A 15856-nucleotide genomic window follows, 5' to 3' on the forward strand; every position below is an offset into this window, starting at 1 on the left:
TGACTGGATCAATATTGACAATCATTGATTGCCTGTCAACTCTGAAGATATGTCAACAACAATCAATGTTCCGCCGGGCCTGCGCAACGTCGTCGTCACCGAGACGACCCTCGGCGACGTCCGCGGTGACGAAGGGTTCTACCACTACCGCCAGTACTCGGCGATCGATCTCGCCAAGTCCAAGACCCTGGAAGACGTCTGGTTCCTGATGTTCGAGGGCCACCTCCCGACCGCTGAGGAACGCGACCGCTTCGTCGCCGAACTGGCGCCGCTGCGAGTGCTGCCGGACGAGGTTCGCGCGGTCCTGCCGGCGATCGCGACCGCCGGCCCGACGTTCAACCCGCTGGCCGGTCTCCGCACCGCCTTGTCGCTACTGGCCGCCGTACGGAGTCTCCCGCCGTTGTGGGACGCGGACCCGGTGCGGAGGAAGGCCGACGCGATGCTGGTGTGCGCGGTGACGCCGACGATCCTGGCGGCGCTTTACCGCCTGCGTGAGGGGCAGGAGCCGCTCGAGCCGCGTGCCGACCTGACCGCCGCGGCGAACTGGCTGTACCTGGTGACCGGCGCGGAGCCGAGTGCCGTGCAGAGTGCTGCGATCGAGCACTACCTGGTCGCGACCGTGGACCACGGGTTCAACGCGTCGACGTTCACCGCTCGCGTGATCGCGTCGACGGGTGCTGACGTCGTGGCTGCCATCGCTGGTGCGATCGGAGCGTTCTCGGGACCGCTGCACGGTGGTGCACCGGACCGGGCGCTGGCCAGCCTGGACGAGATCGGTACGCCGGATCGCATCGACGCCTGGGTGCGCGAGAAGGTGTCGGCAGGGGACCGGATCATGGGCTTCGGGCACGCGGTCTACACGACCGAGGACCCGCGGTCGCTGATGCTGCGCGACATCGCCCGCGGCATAGGCGGGGACCTGGTGGACTTCGCCACCACGGTGGAGCAGCGCATCGTCGACGTACTCGCCGAGCTCAAGCCGGGCCGCAACCTCTACGCCAACGTCGAGTTCTACGCCGGTGTGGTGATGGAGCTCTGCGGTCTGCCCCGCCCGATGTTCACGCCCACCTTCACGGTCAGCCGCGTCATCGGCTGGTCCGCCAACATCCTCGAACAGTCCACCGACCCCAAGATCATCCGCCCCATCGCGACCTACGTCGGCCAGCAGCCGCCCGTCCCGGTCCCGTAGTCGGTGTGGTGCGGCCGCTCGCCGGCCGCACCACATCCTCAGGCGGCAGGCTTGAACTGCATGGAGTCGTCGGTCACCGGGCCGAAGCGCAGCAGGACCAGGTCCCGCGGGTAGTTCTGGCGGAGGCGCCACGGGCCGTGAGAGCCCTGGCGGGGGAGGATCGACGCGGCTCGCTGGATGTAGCCGGAGGAGAGGTCGACCACGGGACGGCGTGGGGCGTCGTACTCGGACTGGTCGATCTCCGGCACGCAGATGCTGGTGCCGGTGGCCGTGAGGTGGTTGAGCAGGCGGCAGACGTACTGCGAGGTCAGGTCGGAGCGGAGCGTCCAGGAGTTGTTGGTGTAGCCGATGCACCAGGCCAGGTTCGGTACGCCGCTCAGCATCATCCCCTTGTAGACAAAGGTGTCGTGCGGGTCCACCTCTCGCCCGTCGACCGTCAGTCGGATGTTGCCGAGGGCGGCCATGCGCAGTCCGGTCGCGGTGACGATCAGGTCGGCTTCCAGCTCTTGCCCGGACCGCAGTCGCAGACCGGCCCGCGTGAAGGTCTCAATCTCGTCCGTGACCACAGAGGCCGAGCCATCGCGCAGTACCTCGAACAGGTCCGCGTCCGGCACCAGACAGAGCCGCTGATCCCACGGCTTGTATCGCGGGGTGAAGTGCGGGTCCACCGGGATCGAGTCCGGCAATTGCTTGGCCACAGTGCTGTTGAGCAGCCACGCAGCATGCGCCGGCCACCTCCGGAGCGCGCTGTAGACCGCAGTACTGAAGAGAACGTTCTTACCCCGGATCACCCGATGCGCGAGCTTCTCAGGCAGTACGGCGCGCAGTCGGTCGGAGAACGCGTCGTGAGCCGGTCTGGACGCGACATAGCTCGGCGACCGCTGCAGCATCGTCACGTGCTCCGCCGTACGAGCCATGGCCGGTACGAGCGTCACCGCAGTCGCACCACTGCCGACCACGACCACCCGCTGCCCCGTGTAGTCCAAGTCCTCCGGCCAGTGCTGCGGATGCACCACCCGGCCCTCGAACTCACTCTGCCCAGGGAAGTCGACCACATAGCCCGAGTCGTAGTCGTAGTACCCGCTGCACGCATACAGGAACGAGCACGTGCACGACGCCTGCGGGGTCTCTACCGTCCACAGTGCGTCCGCTGACGACCACGACGCCCGTACGACGCGCTCGCCGAAACGGATGTGTTTGTCGATGCCGTAGGTGGACGCGGTCTCGTGCAGGTACTCCAGGATCGACGGGCCGTCCGCGATCGCCTTGGCCGCCTTCCACGGGTGGAACGGGAAGCCGAGGGTGAACATGTCGGAGTCGGACCGGATGCCGGGGTAGCGGAACAGGTCCCAGGTGCCGCCGAGGCTCGTCCTTGCCTCGAGGACGGCATACGTCCGGTCGGGGCATTGGGTCTGGAGTCGGTAGGCGGCGCCGATACCGGACAGGCCGGCCCCGACGACGAGGACGTCCAGGTGCTCCATGAATGCCTCCTGGGTTCCTGTTGAGTTCCTGGTCAAGAGTACGCGGGGTCGGCACGATGGTGCTGTTCGTAGCCGCCGCGTCACTGGGAGGTGAACCGGAAACATGACTGGGAAGTTCGTTGCCGGTGCTGTCGATTCCGCCCGCCGCCGATCGTCAGCAAGATGTTCAGTACAAGCCCGAGACAAGGGAGCTCGAGATGGCGCAGTACATGTTCTTGCTGTTCGACAGCGAAGAGTGGTTCGACAACCTCACGGCGGAGGAGTGGCAGCAGGCGATGAAGCTGCACGGCGCCTTCTCGGAGGCGGTGGAGAAGGCCGGGGCGCGGATCCTCGGCGGGGAGGCGCTGGAGAAGTCCACCACCGCGAGCACGGTGCGGAACCGCGAGGGCGCCGAGCCGCTGGTCACCGATGGCCCGTTCATCGAGACCAAGGAGGCCCTCGGCGGTTACTACGTGATCGAGGCCCGCGATCTCGACCAGGCCCTCGAGCTCGCCAAGATCTGCCCGTCCGGGAACGTCGAGGTCCGCCCGATCATGGACACCTCGGCGGACGCGGCGCCCCCGGCCTGACATGTCGCAGCAGCCGGGTGCCCCGACGCGCCTCCCACCGTCGGCGCACCCGCCTGCACTGGAGCGGACATGAGTGAGGTGCGGTCGGCGTCAGTGGTCGAGGTCGCTCGGGTGGTGGATCGGGCGCACCGGGAGTGCTGGTCGACGGTGCTTGCGTCGGTGGTGCGGCTGACGCGGGATCTGGATCTGGCCGAGGACTGCACGCAGGACGCGTTCGTGCAGGCGTTGCGGACCTGGCCGGACGGACTCCCGTCGAACCCGGGCGGCTGGCTGACCACGGTGGCGCGGCGGCTAGCACTCGATCGGTTGCGCCGGGAGACGAACCTGCGACGGAAGCTCCCGTTGCTGGTGGAGGATCCGCTCGCGCCGGACGACGACGAACAGCCGACGGATCCGCTCCGGCTCGTGTTCACCTGCTGTCACCCGGCGCTGGCGCGGGATTCGCAGGTCGCGTTGACGTTGCGGCTGATCTGCGGCCTGACCACCCGCGAGGTGGCGGCCGGCCTGCTGATCAGCGAGCCGACGGCGGCCGCGCGGATCACCCGGGCGAAGAAGAAGATCGCCGCGGCCTCGATCCCGTACCGGATCCCGGCCGATGACGAGTTGCCGGCGCGGCTGGACGCCGTCCTGACGGTCGTGCATCTCGTGTACACGGCCGGGCATGTGGCGGCCGGGTCCGAGCTGACCCGCGCGGACCTGACCGGGCGGGCGGTCGAGCTGGCGCGGATGCTCGTGCGGTTGATGCCGCAGGAGGCGGAGCCGCAGGCATTGCTGGGATTGCTGTTGATGACGGAAGCGCGCGGCGATGCGCGGGTGAGCGAGGACGGGGAGTTGGTGCTGCTGGCGGATCAGGACAGGTCGCGGTGGGACATCCGGATGTTGGCGGAAGGTGTGTCGAGGGCGACCGCCGCGCTGGAGCAGGGACAGGGACGGTTCGCGCTGCAGGCAGCCGTGGCCGGGTTGCACGTGACCGCGCCGTCGTGGGAGAAGACCGACTGGACCCAGGTGGTGCGCATGTACGACGCCATGATGGTCAGCTGGCCGACACCCATCGTCGCGCTCAACCGTGCCGCCGCCCACAGCCTCGTCCCGGGTGCCGATCTCGACACCGTCCTCGCCGAGTTGGATGCCCTCAGCAACGAGCCTGCCCTCAAGTCCTACGCCTACCTCCCGGCCGCCCGCGCCGACGTGCTCGCCCGCCTGGGCCGCACGGACGAAGCCGCGCAGGCCTACAAGACCGCCATCACGCTCACCCCCAACGAGACGGAACGCCGCTTCCTAAACCACCGCCTCGCCAGCCTGCCGGTGGGCGAGGTGGGTTAGGAGCAGGAGGGCCAGGCCCAGGCCGAGGGCGGTCCACCAGACGGGGTGTTCGGCGGTGGTGAAGGCCCGACCGCCTTGGGAGGCTGTCGTGCCGAGGATGGTGCCGGCGATGGCCACGCCCAGCGTGGTGCCGGTTTGGCGGCCGGCGGACGCCAGGGAGGCGGCCAGGCCAGCCATGGACGTGGGCATGTCGGACACGGCGGTGTTGGTAATGGGTGGGTTGACCATGCCCAGGAAGATGCCGAAGAGGAGGTAGATGGCTAGGACTGCTGGGAGTGGGGTGGTCGGGCCAAGCCAGAGGGATGCGGCGGCGCCTAGGGACAGGGCGGTGCCGGCCACCACCAGGGACAGGCGTGGGCCGCGGCTGGCGACCAGGCGGCCGGTGATGGGGGAGAGGAGCAGGATCAGCGCACCGACCGGCAGCAGGCAGAGACCGGCGGTCAGCGGGGACAGGCCGCGGATGTTCTGCAGGTAAAGGGTGGTGACGAAGAGGAAGGCGCCGAACGCACACAGGGCAACGAGCGCCATCAGGATGGCCGAACTGAACGGAACACTGCGAAACAGCCTGAGCTCGAGCAGTGGATCGGTACGGCGTGGTTCGTAGGCGAGGAGGCCAAGGAGAGCGAGTACGGCGACAGCGAGCAGACCGAGGATCACAGGTGAGGCCCACCCGAGGCTGTGGGACTCGATGATGGCGTAGACGACGCTGCCGAGCAGCACAACCACCAAGGTCTGGCCCACCGGGTCGAAACGGCGTGCGCGAGCAGCGCGGGACTCAGGGACGAACAGCGCCGTGCAGACGATCGCGGCCGCCACGACGGGCACGTTGACCCAGAAGACCGAACGCCAGCCGAAGGTGTCGACCAGGGCACCCCCGAGAATCGGGCCCAGGGCAAGCGACAGGCCGGACATCGAGCCGAAGACACCGATCGCTCTGGCTCGCTCGGCCCGGTCGGGGAAGGTCGTCGCGACGATCGCCATCGCCACCGGGTTGAGCATCGTGCCCCCGATGGCCTGCACCGCCCGCGCCGCGATCAGCCAGCCGACGCCGGGCGCGAGACTGCAGAGCAGCGAGCCGAGGCCGAAGATCGCCAGTCCGATCAGGAAGACGCGCCGCCGGCCGACCCGGTCCGCGGTGGATCCGCCGAGGAGCAGGAAACCGGCGAGCACCAGGGTGTAGGCGTCGACGGTCCATTGCAGGTCGGACACCGAGGCGTTCAGGTCGGCGCGGATCGACGGCAGGGCGACGTTGACGATGGAAATGTCCATCACCACGACGATGATGCTGGCGCAGCAGATCGCGAGTACCAGGGATCGGCGGCGCCGGCTGAGCTCGGCGGGAGCGGGAAGCGTTGGGGCACTCATGACCACGACGCTAGGATTTAGAGCGTGCTCGAAGTCAACCACACCGATGAGCCCGGGATGAGCATCGCCGAAGCTGCCCGCCGTACCGGGGTGAGCGTGCACACCCTGCGGTACTACGAGCGCGCCGGACTGGTCGTGACGACCGTTGATCGGACCGCTGGTGGGCGGCGGAGCTATCGCCAGCTGGATCTGGACTGGATCAAGGTGTGCACGCGACTGCGGGCGACCGGCATGCCGATCAGGACGATCCGGAAGTACGCCGACCTCGTCTCAGCCGGGCGTGGAAACGAGAAGGACCGGCTCGGGCTGCTGGAGGCACACCGAGCCGAGGTGCTCGCCAAGCTGGCCGAGTTGCAGGAGAACCTGGAGCTGATCGATCACAAGATCGACGTCTACCGAGGACGGCTGGAGGCCGGCGACGCCGACCAGCTGTGGGCACCGCGCGGCTCATAGCGCGTGACCAGAGTGGGGTCACTGAAGACGTGGATGTGGCTGAGGCCGGTGGGTGTCGGGGTGAGGACGGCCAGGCCCATCGGTTGGTGGGTGCCGGCGGCATCACGAAGGTGGGCGAAGACTCCAGGCTGGCCGTTCACCACTGTGGGCAGCATTCGCCAGTCTCCAGGGGAGCCGACAGCGTCGGCCAGCACTCGCAGGCACATCACGCGGCCGGAGAACCAGTTCGAGCTGCCGACCATCTCGATCGCGGCGTCGGCACGAAGGGCGCGCTCGAGGGCAGCGACATCGGCGTTCTCGAAGCCGGCGACGTACTCGGCGAGCAGAGCACGAGCCTGCGGATCGGTCGGCTCGATGACCTCTGACCGTTCCGGTGCCGTCTCGTCGAGCCGGGCCCGGGCTCGCTGCAGGGTGCTCTTCACCGCCGCAACCGAGGTCTCGAGCATCGAGGCGACCTCAGCGGCCGGAAACGCGAGGACCTCGCGCAGGATGAGTACGGCGCGCTGCTTCGGCGGAAGGTATTGCAGCGCAGCGATCAACGCCAGCCGCAGACTTTCCCGGGTGGCGACGATCGTCGCGGGGTCAGTGTCCACCAAGGAATCCGGCATCGGCTCCACCCAAGCGACACCCGGAGCCGTGCCGTCCGCGGCGAGGTCGTCGCTGGGCCCGCCGATCCCGGACGGGAGCGCCCGCCTGCCGCGTTGCTCGAGCGCGGTCAGGCAGGCGTTGGTGGCGATCCGGTACAGCCAGACCCGCACCGAGGAACGGCCTTCGAACGTCGCATATGCCCGCCAAGCTCGCAGGTAGGTCTCCTGCACGAGATCCTCAGCCTCGTCCACCGAGGCGAGCATTCGATAGCAATGCGCCAGCAGTTCCTTGCGGAACGGTTCGGTACGACGCTCGAACTCAGCCTTTCCTGTCATCACGCCTCCCAGCGTGGCAGACCCAGCAACGGCCGGACCCAGGCCGCCATCCGCTGAATGGCGTCGTCCGCCTCGGGCACCCGCCCGGCCGCCATCTGGAAGGTGTGCTGCATGTCGGGAAAGACATCGAGCCGCGCCTCGACCCCCGCCTTGCGGGCGAGCTCGTAGAGCATCCGAGCGTCGTCGACCAGCGCCTCGTCCCCGCCGGCCTGGATGTAGGTCGGCCCGAACCCGGTCAGATCGCCGTACAGCGGGTTGACCAGTGGATCACGGAGATCGCCACCCGGGCCGACGTACATGGCGACCAGTTCGCGAACGAGCTCCCGGTGGAAGAAGGCGTCCCGGTCCCGGTTGGCGTCGTACGAGTCGCCGGTGAGCTCCATGTCGACACACGGCGAGAACAGCAGTGAGGCGGCCGGCAACGGTAGCCCGTCCGACCGGGCGCGCAACTGAGTGGTGATCGCCAGTCCGCCGCCAACGGAGTCACCGGCGAAGACGATCCGGGCCGGATCGATGCCCTGATCGAGCAGCCAGCGGTAGACAGCGATCGCGTCGTCGAGCTGGGCGGGGTACGTGTGCTCGGGCACGAGGCGGTAGTCGAAGACCAGAGCCCGCGCGCCGACTGCCTTGGCGAGGTGACCGAACATCTTCCGGTGCGAGTGGATCGACCCGCCGACGAACCCACCGCCGTGCATGCACAGCAGCACCCGATCCGGTACGGCGTCCTTCGGCACGATCCACAGCGCGGACACCTCACCGACGGAGAGGTAGTCCACGTCGCGAGGTTCGCTCGTCAGACCCGCCCAGGTGTGATCGGCGGTCTCCCGGTCGGGTTGCTCCGCCATCGGTAGCTGACTGGTCAGGCGGGCCGCCGCCCAGTGTCGCTTGACCGCCTCGGACTCCTTGCTCGGCATCGTCGTAGATCCCTTCCTCGATGAGCATTCACCTGTACAGACCGTCGGCGGCCCGGAAAGGAATCGGTGTGCATACTGGAGTATGAGTGCGCCTGGTGCCGGGCCGCCGTTGTCGGCCTCGGAAGAGCGGACGTGGGGGATGGTGGCTCACGTCGGGGTGTTTGTCGCGGCCTGGTTCGCGATGGGGTTCCTGTGCCCGCTGGTGATCTGGCTGGTGTTCCGGAACCGGTCCGAGTTCGTCCGGCGGCATGCGCTGGAGTCGCTGAACTTCCAGCTGTCGTTGCTGATCTACACCGCGGTCGCGGTGGTGCTGATCCTGATCACGTTCGGCCTCGGCGTGCTGATCGTCATCCCGCTGGTGGTGATCGGGGCCATCGCGGCGCTGGTCGTGATCATCCTGGCCACGATGGCGGCCTCCAGCGGCAACGAGTACCGCTACCCGCTGACGATCCGCCTGGTGCGCTAAACCGGTTGGACCCACCGGGCACGCTTTGGCAGAGTGCCGTGGGTGGAGCTGATCGGCCAGGGAATGGAAGGTGCCGTCTACGACCTCGGTGACGGCCGGGTCCGCAAGATCTGGTTCGATCGGCGGCCGGACGACGTACGCCCGCTGAAGGCGTTCCTCGACGAACTGCCCGCGCTCCCGTTCCGTACGCCGAGGATCCACCAGATCGCCGCGGACGCCGACGGGCAGGCCGTCAGCGAAGAGGACCTGCTGACCGGCACCGCGCTGCACGAAGCCGGCCTCGCCGAGGAGCAGGCGCTCGACGCGTTCGTGGCCGTGGTGGAGGCACTCGGCACGACCGTCCCAGGCCCGGCGAGCAAGGCGCTTCCAGTCCTCAACCAGCCGTTCTGGCGCGACGACCTGTCCTGGGGCGAGGCGCTGGCAGCCCTGGTACGACGACGTGCCGCCGAAGCTCACCACCATCTCAAGCGCGACGTGCCCGACTTCGACGACCTGCTCGAGCGGCTCACACAGCAGCTCGAGACGATCCAGCCGGACAAGCTGAGCGTCGTACACGGTGATATCTGCCAGCCCAACCTGCTGATGGACGGGTCGCGCACTGTCGCCGTACTCGACTGGGGTTTCTACTCGACAGCCGGAGACAACACGTTCGACGCCGCGCTGGCAGCCGGGTTCTTCGACATGTACGGCCCCGATGCGCAACGGCTCGACACTCTGCTGCTCGACCGGTTCGAGCGGCTCGGGCACGACCGGGAGCGGATGTACCTGTACCGCCAGGCGTACGCCATCACCACCGCGACCATCTACGACGCTGATGCCAGCGACGGGCACTACGCCTGGTGCGTCGGCAATCTCAACCGACTGCCTAGATGATCGGCTCCCCGTCGCGCAGGTTGTACAGGCGCGAGGGGTCGGCGAGGATCAGCGGCAGCCGGCGCGCGTTCAGCGGCGAGACCAGCCCGTCCAGCGCGTCAGGCGCATGCCACGCCAGTCCGCGGATCTCGAAGCCGTCCGGATGCAGCGTGTCCACCAGGGACGGGTCGTGGACGCCGCCGTCGTACAGGATCTCGATGGCGTCGCCCCAGCCCTCCCAGCGCGGCAGCCAGTCGATCGCGAGTACGCCGACCAGCGGCAAGGCGACTCCGAGTTCCTCATGCATCTCACGCGACGCCCCGGTCGCCGGGTCCTCGTCCGGCTCGACCACACCGCCGGGCAGCTCCAGATCCTTCTTGTAGCTGACCTGACACAGCAGCACCCGGCCAGTGGTGTCCCGCACGATCACATGCGCGATGACCCGCTTCTTCGGCAGCACCGAGTCCATCAGCGCGGTCCAGCCGAACAACGTGTCCGGTCGGGGATCGTCCCGCCGCAGGCCGTAGACCGCCACGTCACGGCGTTCACCCTGCATCGTCCCCGCACCTCGGAGCAGACCTTCACGCCGGAACCCGGACCGGATCGCGACCCGCGCGGAGGCCCGGTTCTCCGGATCCACCCGCGCCTCGAGCCGTTCCAGCCCGAGCTCACCGAAGGCGTAGACGGTCAGCAGCCGGACGGCGCGTCGCGCGACCCGGCGGCCGCGGTACGGCTTGTACGTCGTCCAGGACACGTTCCCGACGCCCGGGGCGATCCGGCGGATCTCGACGGAGCCGACCGGACCGGCCTCGCCGGCCAGCTCGATGACGAAGCTCACCACCTGCCGGTCGTCGGCGTACTGCCGGTGCCACTCCTCGACCGCCGAGGCCAGGTTGGACCGCGCCGGCAGGCCCGGGAAGTCGAACCACCGGACCATCTCGTCGTCGTGGAGGCCCACGGCGGTGTCGATGTCCTCCTCCCGCCACGGACGCAGCGTCAACTCACCATCGGTCAGCGTTGGTTGCGGCGGTACGGCGGTCACCCCGTGAACGCTACCCGTTGAAGCGCAGGTACACCGTCGCCAGGGGTGGAACGGACAGTTCGGTGCTGGTTTCCATCCCGTGCCAGCTGGGACCGTGAGCGTCGACGGCGCCGAAGTTGCCGACCCCCGAGCCGCCGTAGACGTCGGCGTCGGTGTTGACCGCCTCCTCCCACTGGCCGCGGTACGGCAGGCCGAGGCGGTAGCCGTGGTGCGGGATGGCGGAGAAGTTGGAGATGCAGGCGATCGTGGGTTCGCCCTCGTCGCCGTACCGGACGAAGGAGAACACGTTGTTCCCGGCGTCGTTGGCGTCGATCCAGGTGAACTTCTCCGGCGAGTGGTCGGTCCGCCAGAGCGCCTCGGTGGCGCGGTAGACGCCGTTCAGATCCCGCACCAGTTGCTGCAGGCCACGATGGTCGGCGTGGTCCAGCAGCCACCAGTCGAGCTCGCCCTTCTCGGACCACTCCGACTCCTGGCCGAACTCGCAGCCCATGAACAGCAACTGCTTGCCCGGGTGCGCCCACATCATCGCCAGGTACGCGCGCAGGTTCGCCAGCTGCTGCCAGCGGTCGCCCGGCATCTTGCGCAGCAGCGAACCCTTGCCGTGCACGACCTCGTCGTGGGACAGCGGCAGGACGAAGTTCTCCGAGTAGGCGTACATCATCGAGAACGTCAGCTCGTGGTGGTGGTACTGCCGGTGGACCGGCTCGTGCTCCAGGTAGCGCAGCGAGTCGTTCATCCAGCCCATGTTCCACTTGAAGCCGAACCCGAGCCCGCCCAGATGCGTGTCCCGGGTGACCCCCGGCCACGAGGTGGACTCCTCGGCCACCGTGATGACACCGGGCACCCGCTTGTACAGCGTCGCGTTCATCTCCTGCAGGAACGAGACCGCCTCGAGGTTCTCGCGGCCGCCGTACTGGTTCGGCACCCATTGGCCCTCGGAGCGGGAGTAGTCGAGGTAGAGCATCGACGCCACCGCGTCCACCCGGAGGCCGTCGATGTGGAACTCCTCGGCCCAGTAGATCGCGTTCGCGACCAGGAAGTTGCGCACCTGCGGCCGGCCGAAGTCGAACACCAGCGTGCCCCAGTCCGGCTGCTCGCCGCGGCGCGGATCCGGGTGCTCGTACAGCGGCGTACCGTCGAACCGGGCCAGCGCCCAGACGTCCTTCGGGAAGTGCGCCGGCACCCAGTCGACGATCACGCCGATACCGGCCTGGTGCAGGCTGTCGACCAGGTAGCGGAAGTCGTCCGGATCGCCGAACCGCGAGGTCGGGGCGAAGTACGACGTCACCTGGTAGCCCCACGAGCCGCCGAACGGGTGTTCCATCACCGGCATCAGCTCGATGTGGGTGAAACCCATCTCGTTGACATAGGCAACGAGCTCGTCGGCCAGCTCACGGTACGTCTTGCCCTTGCGCCACGAGCCGAGATGCACCTCGTAGACGCTCATCGGCTCGGCATAGGCCTGCGATGCCGTCCGCCGCTCGATCCACTCGGCGTCGTTCCACTCGTACGACGTCTCGTGCACGACGGACGCGTTCGCCGGGGGAGTCTCGGCCAGGTTCGCCATCGGGTCGGCCTTCTGCCGCCAGACGCCGTCGCGACCGCAGATGTCGAACTTGTACCGCGTGCCAGGCCCGACGCCGGGGACGAACAGCTCCCACACGCCGGATCCGCCGAGCGAGCGCATCGGGTGCGCGCGGCCGTCCCAGAAGTTGAAGTCCGCGGTGAGGCGGATGCCCTGCGCGTTCGGGGCCCAGACGGCGAACGACGTACCCGTGATGGTTCCGGTCGGGCCGTCGTACCGGCGGACATGGGCGCCGAGGGCGGTCCACAGCTGCTCGTGGCGGCCCTCGCCGATCAGGTGCAGGTCGACCTCGCCGAGCGACGGCAGGTAGCGGTACGGGTCGTCCAGCTCGAGCGCGGGACCGTCGGTGTAGGCCACCTCGAGGCGGTAGTCGGGCACCTTGTCGGTGTCGAGTACGCCGACCCAGACACCTTCGAACTCATGGCGCAGCTCGAGCCGTTGGTCGTCGTACAGCACGGTGACGGACTGCGCGAACGGCCGCAGCACGCGCACAGTGACACCGTGGTCGCCCAGATGCGGCCCGAGCACCTGGTGCGGATCGTGGAACGTCCCGCCGACGAGTCGCTCCAGCACCGTTCGATCAACGGGAACCGCTGTCACCACAGGCTCTTCGGCCGCCACCACCGGCGCCTCGAAAGCATCGGAAACCGGCCCGGCGTCGTGCTCGCTCGATCCCATGAACCCCATCCTGCCCGATCCTTCGGTCATCTACCGCACCCCCGTACCCGACGATGCAGGACGTACACAAAGTCAGGCGGCGAGCGCCGCTCGGACGGCGTTCAGGCGGTTGGCGTAGCGGGGCCAGGCGAAGCCGGTTTGGGTGTAGGCGGTGGTCGTTTCGTCCACCAAAACCGTGGCGTGGGCACGGTCGCCTTGGGCTAAGGCGAGGGCGGCGGCCACGGCGCGGGCGGCGAGCCATACGGTGCTCTGGGCGGGGGCCTCGGCGAAGACGGTGTCGAGCAGGGTCGCCGCCTCGTCGGTCTCGCCTTGCAGGATGAGTACGTCGGCCAGGTCGATGTGGGCCAGCGTGGCCCCGCTGTCGTCGGCGATCGCGTACTCGACCGCCGAGCGCAGATGTTTCTCCGCGTCGTCGAGGGAACCGCGGGCCACCGCGACCGCGCCGCGGATCACGTCGTTCAGCGGCAGGATCTGCCGGTCGTCGAGCCGGCGGGCGTAGTGGTCCGACTCGGCGGCCGTCTTCAGCGCGTCCTCCAGCCGGCCGAGGTTGGCCAGGGCGCCGGCCAGGTTGCTCAGGCCGCGGGACAGTCCGTGTTCGTCGCCGTACTCGCGATCCGCGACGATGCACGTCTCGTAGCACTCGACCGCCTTCTCCGGCTGGCCGGCGTACACGTAGAGGGTGCCGAGCGCGTCGGTGAACGCGGACAGTCGCCGCTCGTGCTGGGGTGCGGTCCGGGCCAGGGCCTGACCGGCCAGCAACGGGGTGAAGGCGTCGAGGAGGTGACCGCGCTCGATCTCCACGATGCTGCGGTAGTACAGCACCGTCAGCGTGAGCGCGTCGTCGTTGTGCTCCTTGGCCAGCGACTCCGCCTCGGTCAGCAACGTCGCGGCCTGGTCGAGGCTGCCGCGCATGGTCAATACGAAAGCGTGGTTGCTCAACGCGGTCAGCCGCTCGGCCGTGGTCGCGCCGGGCGCGTCCGTCAACGCGTCGAAGTGCCGCACGGCCTCGGCGTACCAGCCGCGGATCAGCCACGGTGTGTGCATGGCGATCGCGAGCCGGAGCCCGGCGACGGCCCGATCCGTCCCCGGCGCCCGATCCAGTACGTCGAGCAGGTTCGGCCACTCGGAGAAGACTTCCGCGACCGACTCGGCCGAGGAGAAGTCGTTGTCGGCACTGCCGACGGCCCGTACGAAACCGACCGCCCAGTCGAGTTCGGCGGCCCGGGCGGTCTCGGTCTCGCCGGACTCCTCGAGCTTCGCTAGTGCGTAGTCGCGGACCGTCTCCAGCAACCGGAACCGCCGCCCGTGGACCGCCTCGACCGTGAGCAGACTCCGATCCGCCAACTCGGTCAGCGCCGGCGCGACATCACGCGGATCGATGGCGACCTGCTCGGCCGCCTCCAACGTGAATCCACCGGCGAAGACCGCCACTCGCCGCAATACGGCGCGCTCCGTGTCGCCGAGGAGCTGATGGCTCCAGTCCAGCGCGGCGACCAGACTGGCGTGGCGGGCCTGCGAATCCCGCGCCCCCGCGACCAGCAACCGCATCCGGTCGGCCAACCGCTTCGCGAGCTGCGGCACGGTCAACGTCCGAGTGAGACCGGCGGCCAGCTCGATCCCGAGCGGCAAGCGGTCGACCGCCGTGCAGATCGCTGCGACCTGCTCCGGGTCAGCGCCTTGCGCGTCAGTGGCACAGCGCTCGGTGAACAATTGCGCAGCGGACAACGCGTCCAGCGGCGGCATCGGCCGTACTTCCTCGGCTGCGAGCTGCAACGGCCGCTGCGACGTCACCAGCACGGTCAACAGCGGCGCCCGGCGCAATAGCGCGGCGACGATCTCGGCGACCTGCTCGATGACATGTTCCGCGTTGTCGAGCACCAGCAGCGAGCCGTCGAGCGCGGTAGCGGCAGCCCCGATCGGATCCGGACCACCGGTGTCGTCGCCCACGATCGCTTCCAGTACGGCGCTTTCCCGCTGCAACGGAGCAAGTTCGACCAGCCGTACGACGCGACCCGGCACCGCCCGGGCGGCCTCGAAGGACAACCTGGACTTGCCGCTGCCCGGACCACCGGTCAACGTGATAAGACCAGGCTCGCCGAGCCGTTTCACCAGCGACGACAACTCCTGCTGCCGGCCGACGAAGCTGGTCAGCGGCGACGGCAGGTCGGCTGGCGGCGGCGCGGCCGGTTCAGGGGCCTGGAGCAACAAGCTCGGGTCCTGCCGGAGCAGTCGCAGTTCCATCGCCGCGGTGTCCGGTGCGGGGTCGACACCCAGCTCATCGGCCAGCCGGGTCCGCAGCCTGGCCATCCGACTGAGCGCATCCGCCTGGCGGCCGGTCCGATACAACGCCAATGCCAGCAGGCACCACAGCCGTTCGTGCAAAGGGTTCTCGGCTGCCAACGCTTCGAGCTCGCGACCCGCCTCGGCGGCGTGGCCCAGCGCGAGCTCGGCGTCGAGCAGCTCCACCTGCAGGGCGAGTCGCCACGCGTCCAGCTGTTCGCCCTCGGTTACGGCGTACGGGATCGTCCGGAGATCCGCGAGTGACGGCCCGCGCCACAAGGCCAGCGCTGCTCGGGCCGCAGCCCGGACGCCGAAGTGGTCGCCGGACCGGACGGCCGCGTGCACGCGTTCGGCCGCGGCCTGGGCCTCGGTCAGGTCCGACAGTCGGGCCGCGAGCGCGTAGCCGCCGTTGACTCGGGTGAGCGAGTCGGGGGAGCCGAGCGCGGCCCGGAGCCGGGACGCGAGCACGCGCAACCGCTCGGTCGGGCGGGCCAGGTCGACGTCACCCCACAGGTCGGCCGCGAGCCGATGGTCGGGCACGGACATGCCGCCTGCCAGCGCCAGCCGGACCAGCAGCGCCCGCTCCAGCGGACGGTCGACGGACACCGGGATGCCGCCGCGCCGGACTGCCAGAGGACCAAGAACCAGGACCTCTAGCTGGGGCTCGGGCGGCATACCCGCAAGTATTGCAGTGGTCGGTCACCCACGCTCTGTAATTCTCAGCTCAGTGAGGATT

The 15856-nt window shown here is 68.8% G+C and carries 13 protein-coding genes; 6 read left to right on the forward strand and 7 right to left on the reverse strand.

Going from position 1 to position 15856, the window contains the following annotated elements:
* The first annotated feature begins 49 nt into the window (after positions 1-49).
* Positions 50-1189 carry a citrate/2-methylcitrate synthase gene (locus V9K99_RS24200; protein WP_337012319.1) on the forward strand — a complete coding sequence of 380 codons (1140 nt, stop codon included), beginning with the start codon at positions 50-52 and terminating at the stop codon, positions 1187-1189.
* Between the two features lie 38 nt (positions 1190-1227).
* On the opposite strand, the gene V9K99_RS24205 is transcribed toward V9K99_RS24200, so the two are convergent.
* Positions 1228-2670, reverse strand: coding sequence for a flavin-containing monooxygenase (locus V9K99_RS24205; protein ID WP_337012321.1), 1443 nt, complete (start codon positions 2668-2670; stop codon positions 1228-1230).
* A 197-nt stretch (positions 2671-2867) separates the two neighbouring features.
* On the opposite strand from V9K99_RS24205, the gene V9K99_RS24210 reads away from it, so the two are divergent.
* Together V9K99_RS24210 and V9K99_RS24215 are read left to right on the forward strand one after the other, a co-directional pair.
* Entirely contained in the window at positions 2868-3239 is a 372-nt protein-coding gene (locus V9K99_RS24210) for a YciI family protein (protein WP_337012323.1), read from the forward strand.
* A gap of 69 nt (positions 3240-3308) precedes the next feature.
* The gene (locus tag V9K99_RS24215) at positions 3309-4562 is read left to right on the forward strand and encodes an RNA polymerase sigma factor (RefSeq protein WP_337012324.1); all 1254 of its coding nucleotides are present in this window, start codon (positions 3309-3311) and stop codon (positions 4560-4562) included.
* Here V9K99_RS24215 and V9K99_RS24220 read toward each other — a convergent pair.
* Positions 4518-5927 (reverse strand): MFS transporter, encoded by a 1410-nt coding sequence (locus tag V9K99_RS24220; protein ID WP_337012326.1) that lies wholly within the window; start codon positions 5925-5927, stop codon positions 4518-4520. The genes V9K99_RS24215 and V9K99_RS24220 overlap by 45 nt on opposite strands.
* Positions 5928-5951: 24 nt before the next feature.
* Between V9K99_RS24220 and V9K99_RS24225 the strand changes: the two genes are divergently transcribed.
* A complete protein-coding gene (locus V9K99_RS24225; RefSeq protein WP_337012328.1) occupies positions 5952-6380 on the forward strand; it encodes a MerR family transcriptional regulator in 429 nt (142 codons plus the stop codon).
* On the opposite strand, the gene V9K99_RS24230 is transcribed toward V9K99_RS24225, so the two are convergent.
* A complete protein-coding gene (locus V9K99_RS24230) occupies positions 6320-7303 on the reverse strand; it encodes an RNA polymerase subunit sigma-70 (RefSeq protein ID WP_337012330.1) in 984 nt (327 codons plus the stop codon). The two genes, V9K99_RS24225 and V9K99_RS24230, sit on opposite strands and share 61 nt — an antisense overlap.
* Complete coding sequence (locus V9K99_RS24235) at positions 7303-8217, reverse strand: alpha/beta hydrolase (RefSeq protein ID WP_337012332.1); 915 nt, start codon at positions 8215-8217, stop codon at positions 7303-7305. Before V9K99_RS24235 ends, V9K99_RS24230 begins: the two co-directional genes overlap by 1 nt.
* An 82-nt stretch (positions 8218-8299) precedes the next feature.
* On the opposite strand from V9K99_RS24235, the gene V9K99_RS24240 reads away from it, so the two are divergent.
* Both V9K99_RS24240 and V9K99_RS24245 read left to right on the forward strand, forming a co-directional pair.
* Positions 8300-8683 carry a DUF4870 domain-containing protein gene (locus V9K99_RS24240; protein ID WP_337012334.1) on the forward strand — a complete coding sequence of 128 codons (384 nt, stop codon included), beginning with the start codon at positions 8300-8302 and terminating at the stop codon, positions 8681-8683.
* A 42-nt stretch (positions 8684-8725) separates the two neighbouring features.
* Positions 8726-9556, forward strand: a complete 831-nt coding sequence (locus tag V9K99_RS24245) for an aminoglycoside phosphotransferase family protein (protein WP_337012336.1) — start codon at positions 8726-8728, stop codon at positions 9554-9556.
* Here V9K99_RS24245 and V9K99_RS24250 read toward each other — a convergent pair.
* From V9K99_RS24250 to V9K99_RS24260, 3 genes are read right to left on the reverse strand one after another with little or no spacing between them, the layout of a single operon-like run.
* Positions 9549-10577 (reverse strand): NUDIX hydrolase, encoded by a 1029-nt coding sequence (locus tag V9K99_RS24250; RefSeq protein WP_337012337.1) that lies wholly within the window; start codon positions 10575-10577, stop codon positions 9549-9551. The genes V9K99_RS24245 and V9K99_RS24250 overlap by 8 nt on opposite strands.
* Before the next feature lie 10 nt (positions 10578-10587).
* Positions 10588-12870: a 1,4-alpha-glucan branching protein GlgB gene (gene glgB, locus V9K99_RS24255; RefSeq protein WP_337012339.1), complete on the reverse strand. Its 2283-nt coding sequence runs from the start codon at positions 12868-12870 to the stop codon at positions 10588-10590.
* 42 nt (positions 12871-12912) lie between these two features.
* Positions 12913-15795: an ATP-binding protein gene (locus V9K99_RS24260; protein WP_337012341.1), complete on the reverse strand. Its 2883-nt coding sequence runs from the start codon at positions 15793-15795 to the stop codon at positions 12913-12915.
* Between the last annotated feature and the right edge of the window lie 61 nt (positions 15796-15856).

This window comes from Kribbella sp. CCNWLW201 (genome assembly GCF_037203805.1).
In the GTDB taxonomy this organism is placed as follows: Bacteria; Actinomycetota; Actinomycetes; order Propionibacteriales; family Kribbellaceae; genus Kribbella.

Bases quoted from the DNA above. Each gene is read 5' to 3' on its own strand.
- V9K99_RS24200 (WP_337012319.1), top strand. From the start codon at position 50: ATGTCAACAACAATCAATGTTCCGCCGGGCCTGCGCAACGTCGTCGTC.
- V9K99_RS24205 (WP_337012321.1), bottom strand. From the start codon at position 2,670: ATGGAGCACCTGGACGTCCTCGTCGTCGGGGCCGGCCTGTCCGGTATC.
- V9K99_RS24210 (WP_337012323.1), top strand. From the start codon at position 2,868: ATGGCGCAGTACATGTTCTTGCTGTTCGACAGCGAAGAGTGGTTCGAC.
- V9K99_RS24215 (WP_337012324.1), top strand. From the start codon at position 3,309: ATGAGTGAGGTGCGGTCGGCGTCAGTGGTCGAGGTCGCTCGGGTGGTG.
- V9K99_RS24220 (WP_337012326.1), bottom strand. From the start codon at position 5,927: ATGAGTGCCCCAACGCTTCCCGCTCCCGCCGAGCTCAGCCGGCGCCGC.
- V9K99_RS24230 (WP_337012330.1), bottom strand. From the start codon at position 7,303: ATGACAGGAAAGGCTGAGTTCGAGCGTCGTACCGAACCGTTCCGCAAG.
- V9K99_RS24235 (WP_337012332.1), bottom strand. From the start codon at position 8,217: ATGCCGAGCAAGGAGTCCGAGGCGGTCAAGCGACACTGGGCGGCGGCC.
- V9K99_RS24240 (WP_337012334.1), top strand. From the start codon at position 8,300: ATGAGTGCGCCTGGTGCCGGGCCGCCGTTGTCGGCCTCGGAAGAGCGG.
- glgB (WP_337012339.1), bottom strand. From the start codon at position 12,870: ATGACCGAAGGATCGGGCAGGATGGGGTTCATGGGATCGAGCGAGCAC.
- V9K99_RS24260 (WP_337012341.1), bottom strand. From the start codon at position 15,795: ATGCCGCCCGAGCCCCAGCTAGAGGTCCTGGTTCTTGGTCCTCTGGCA.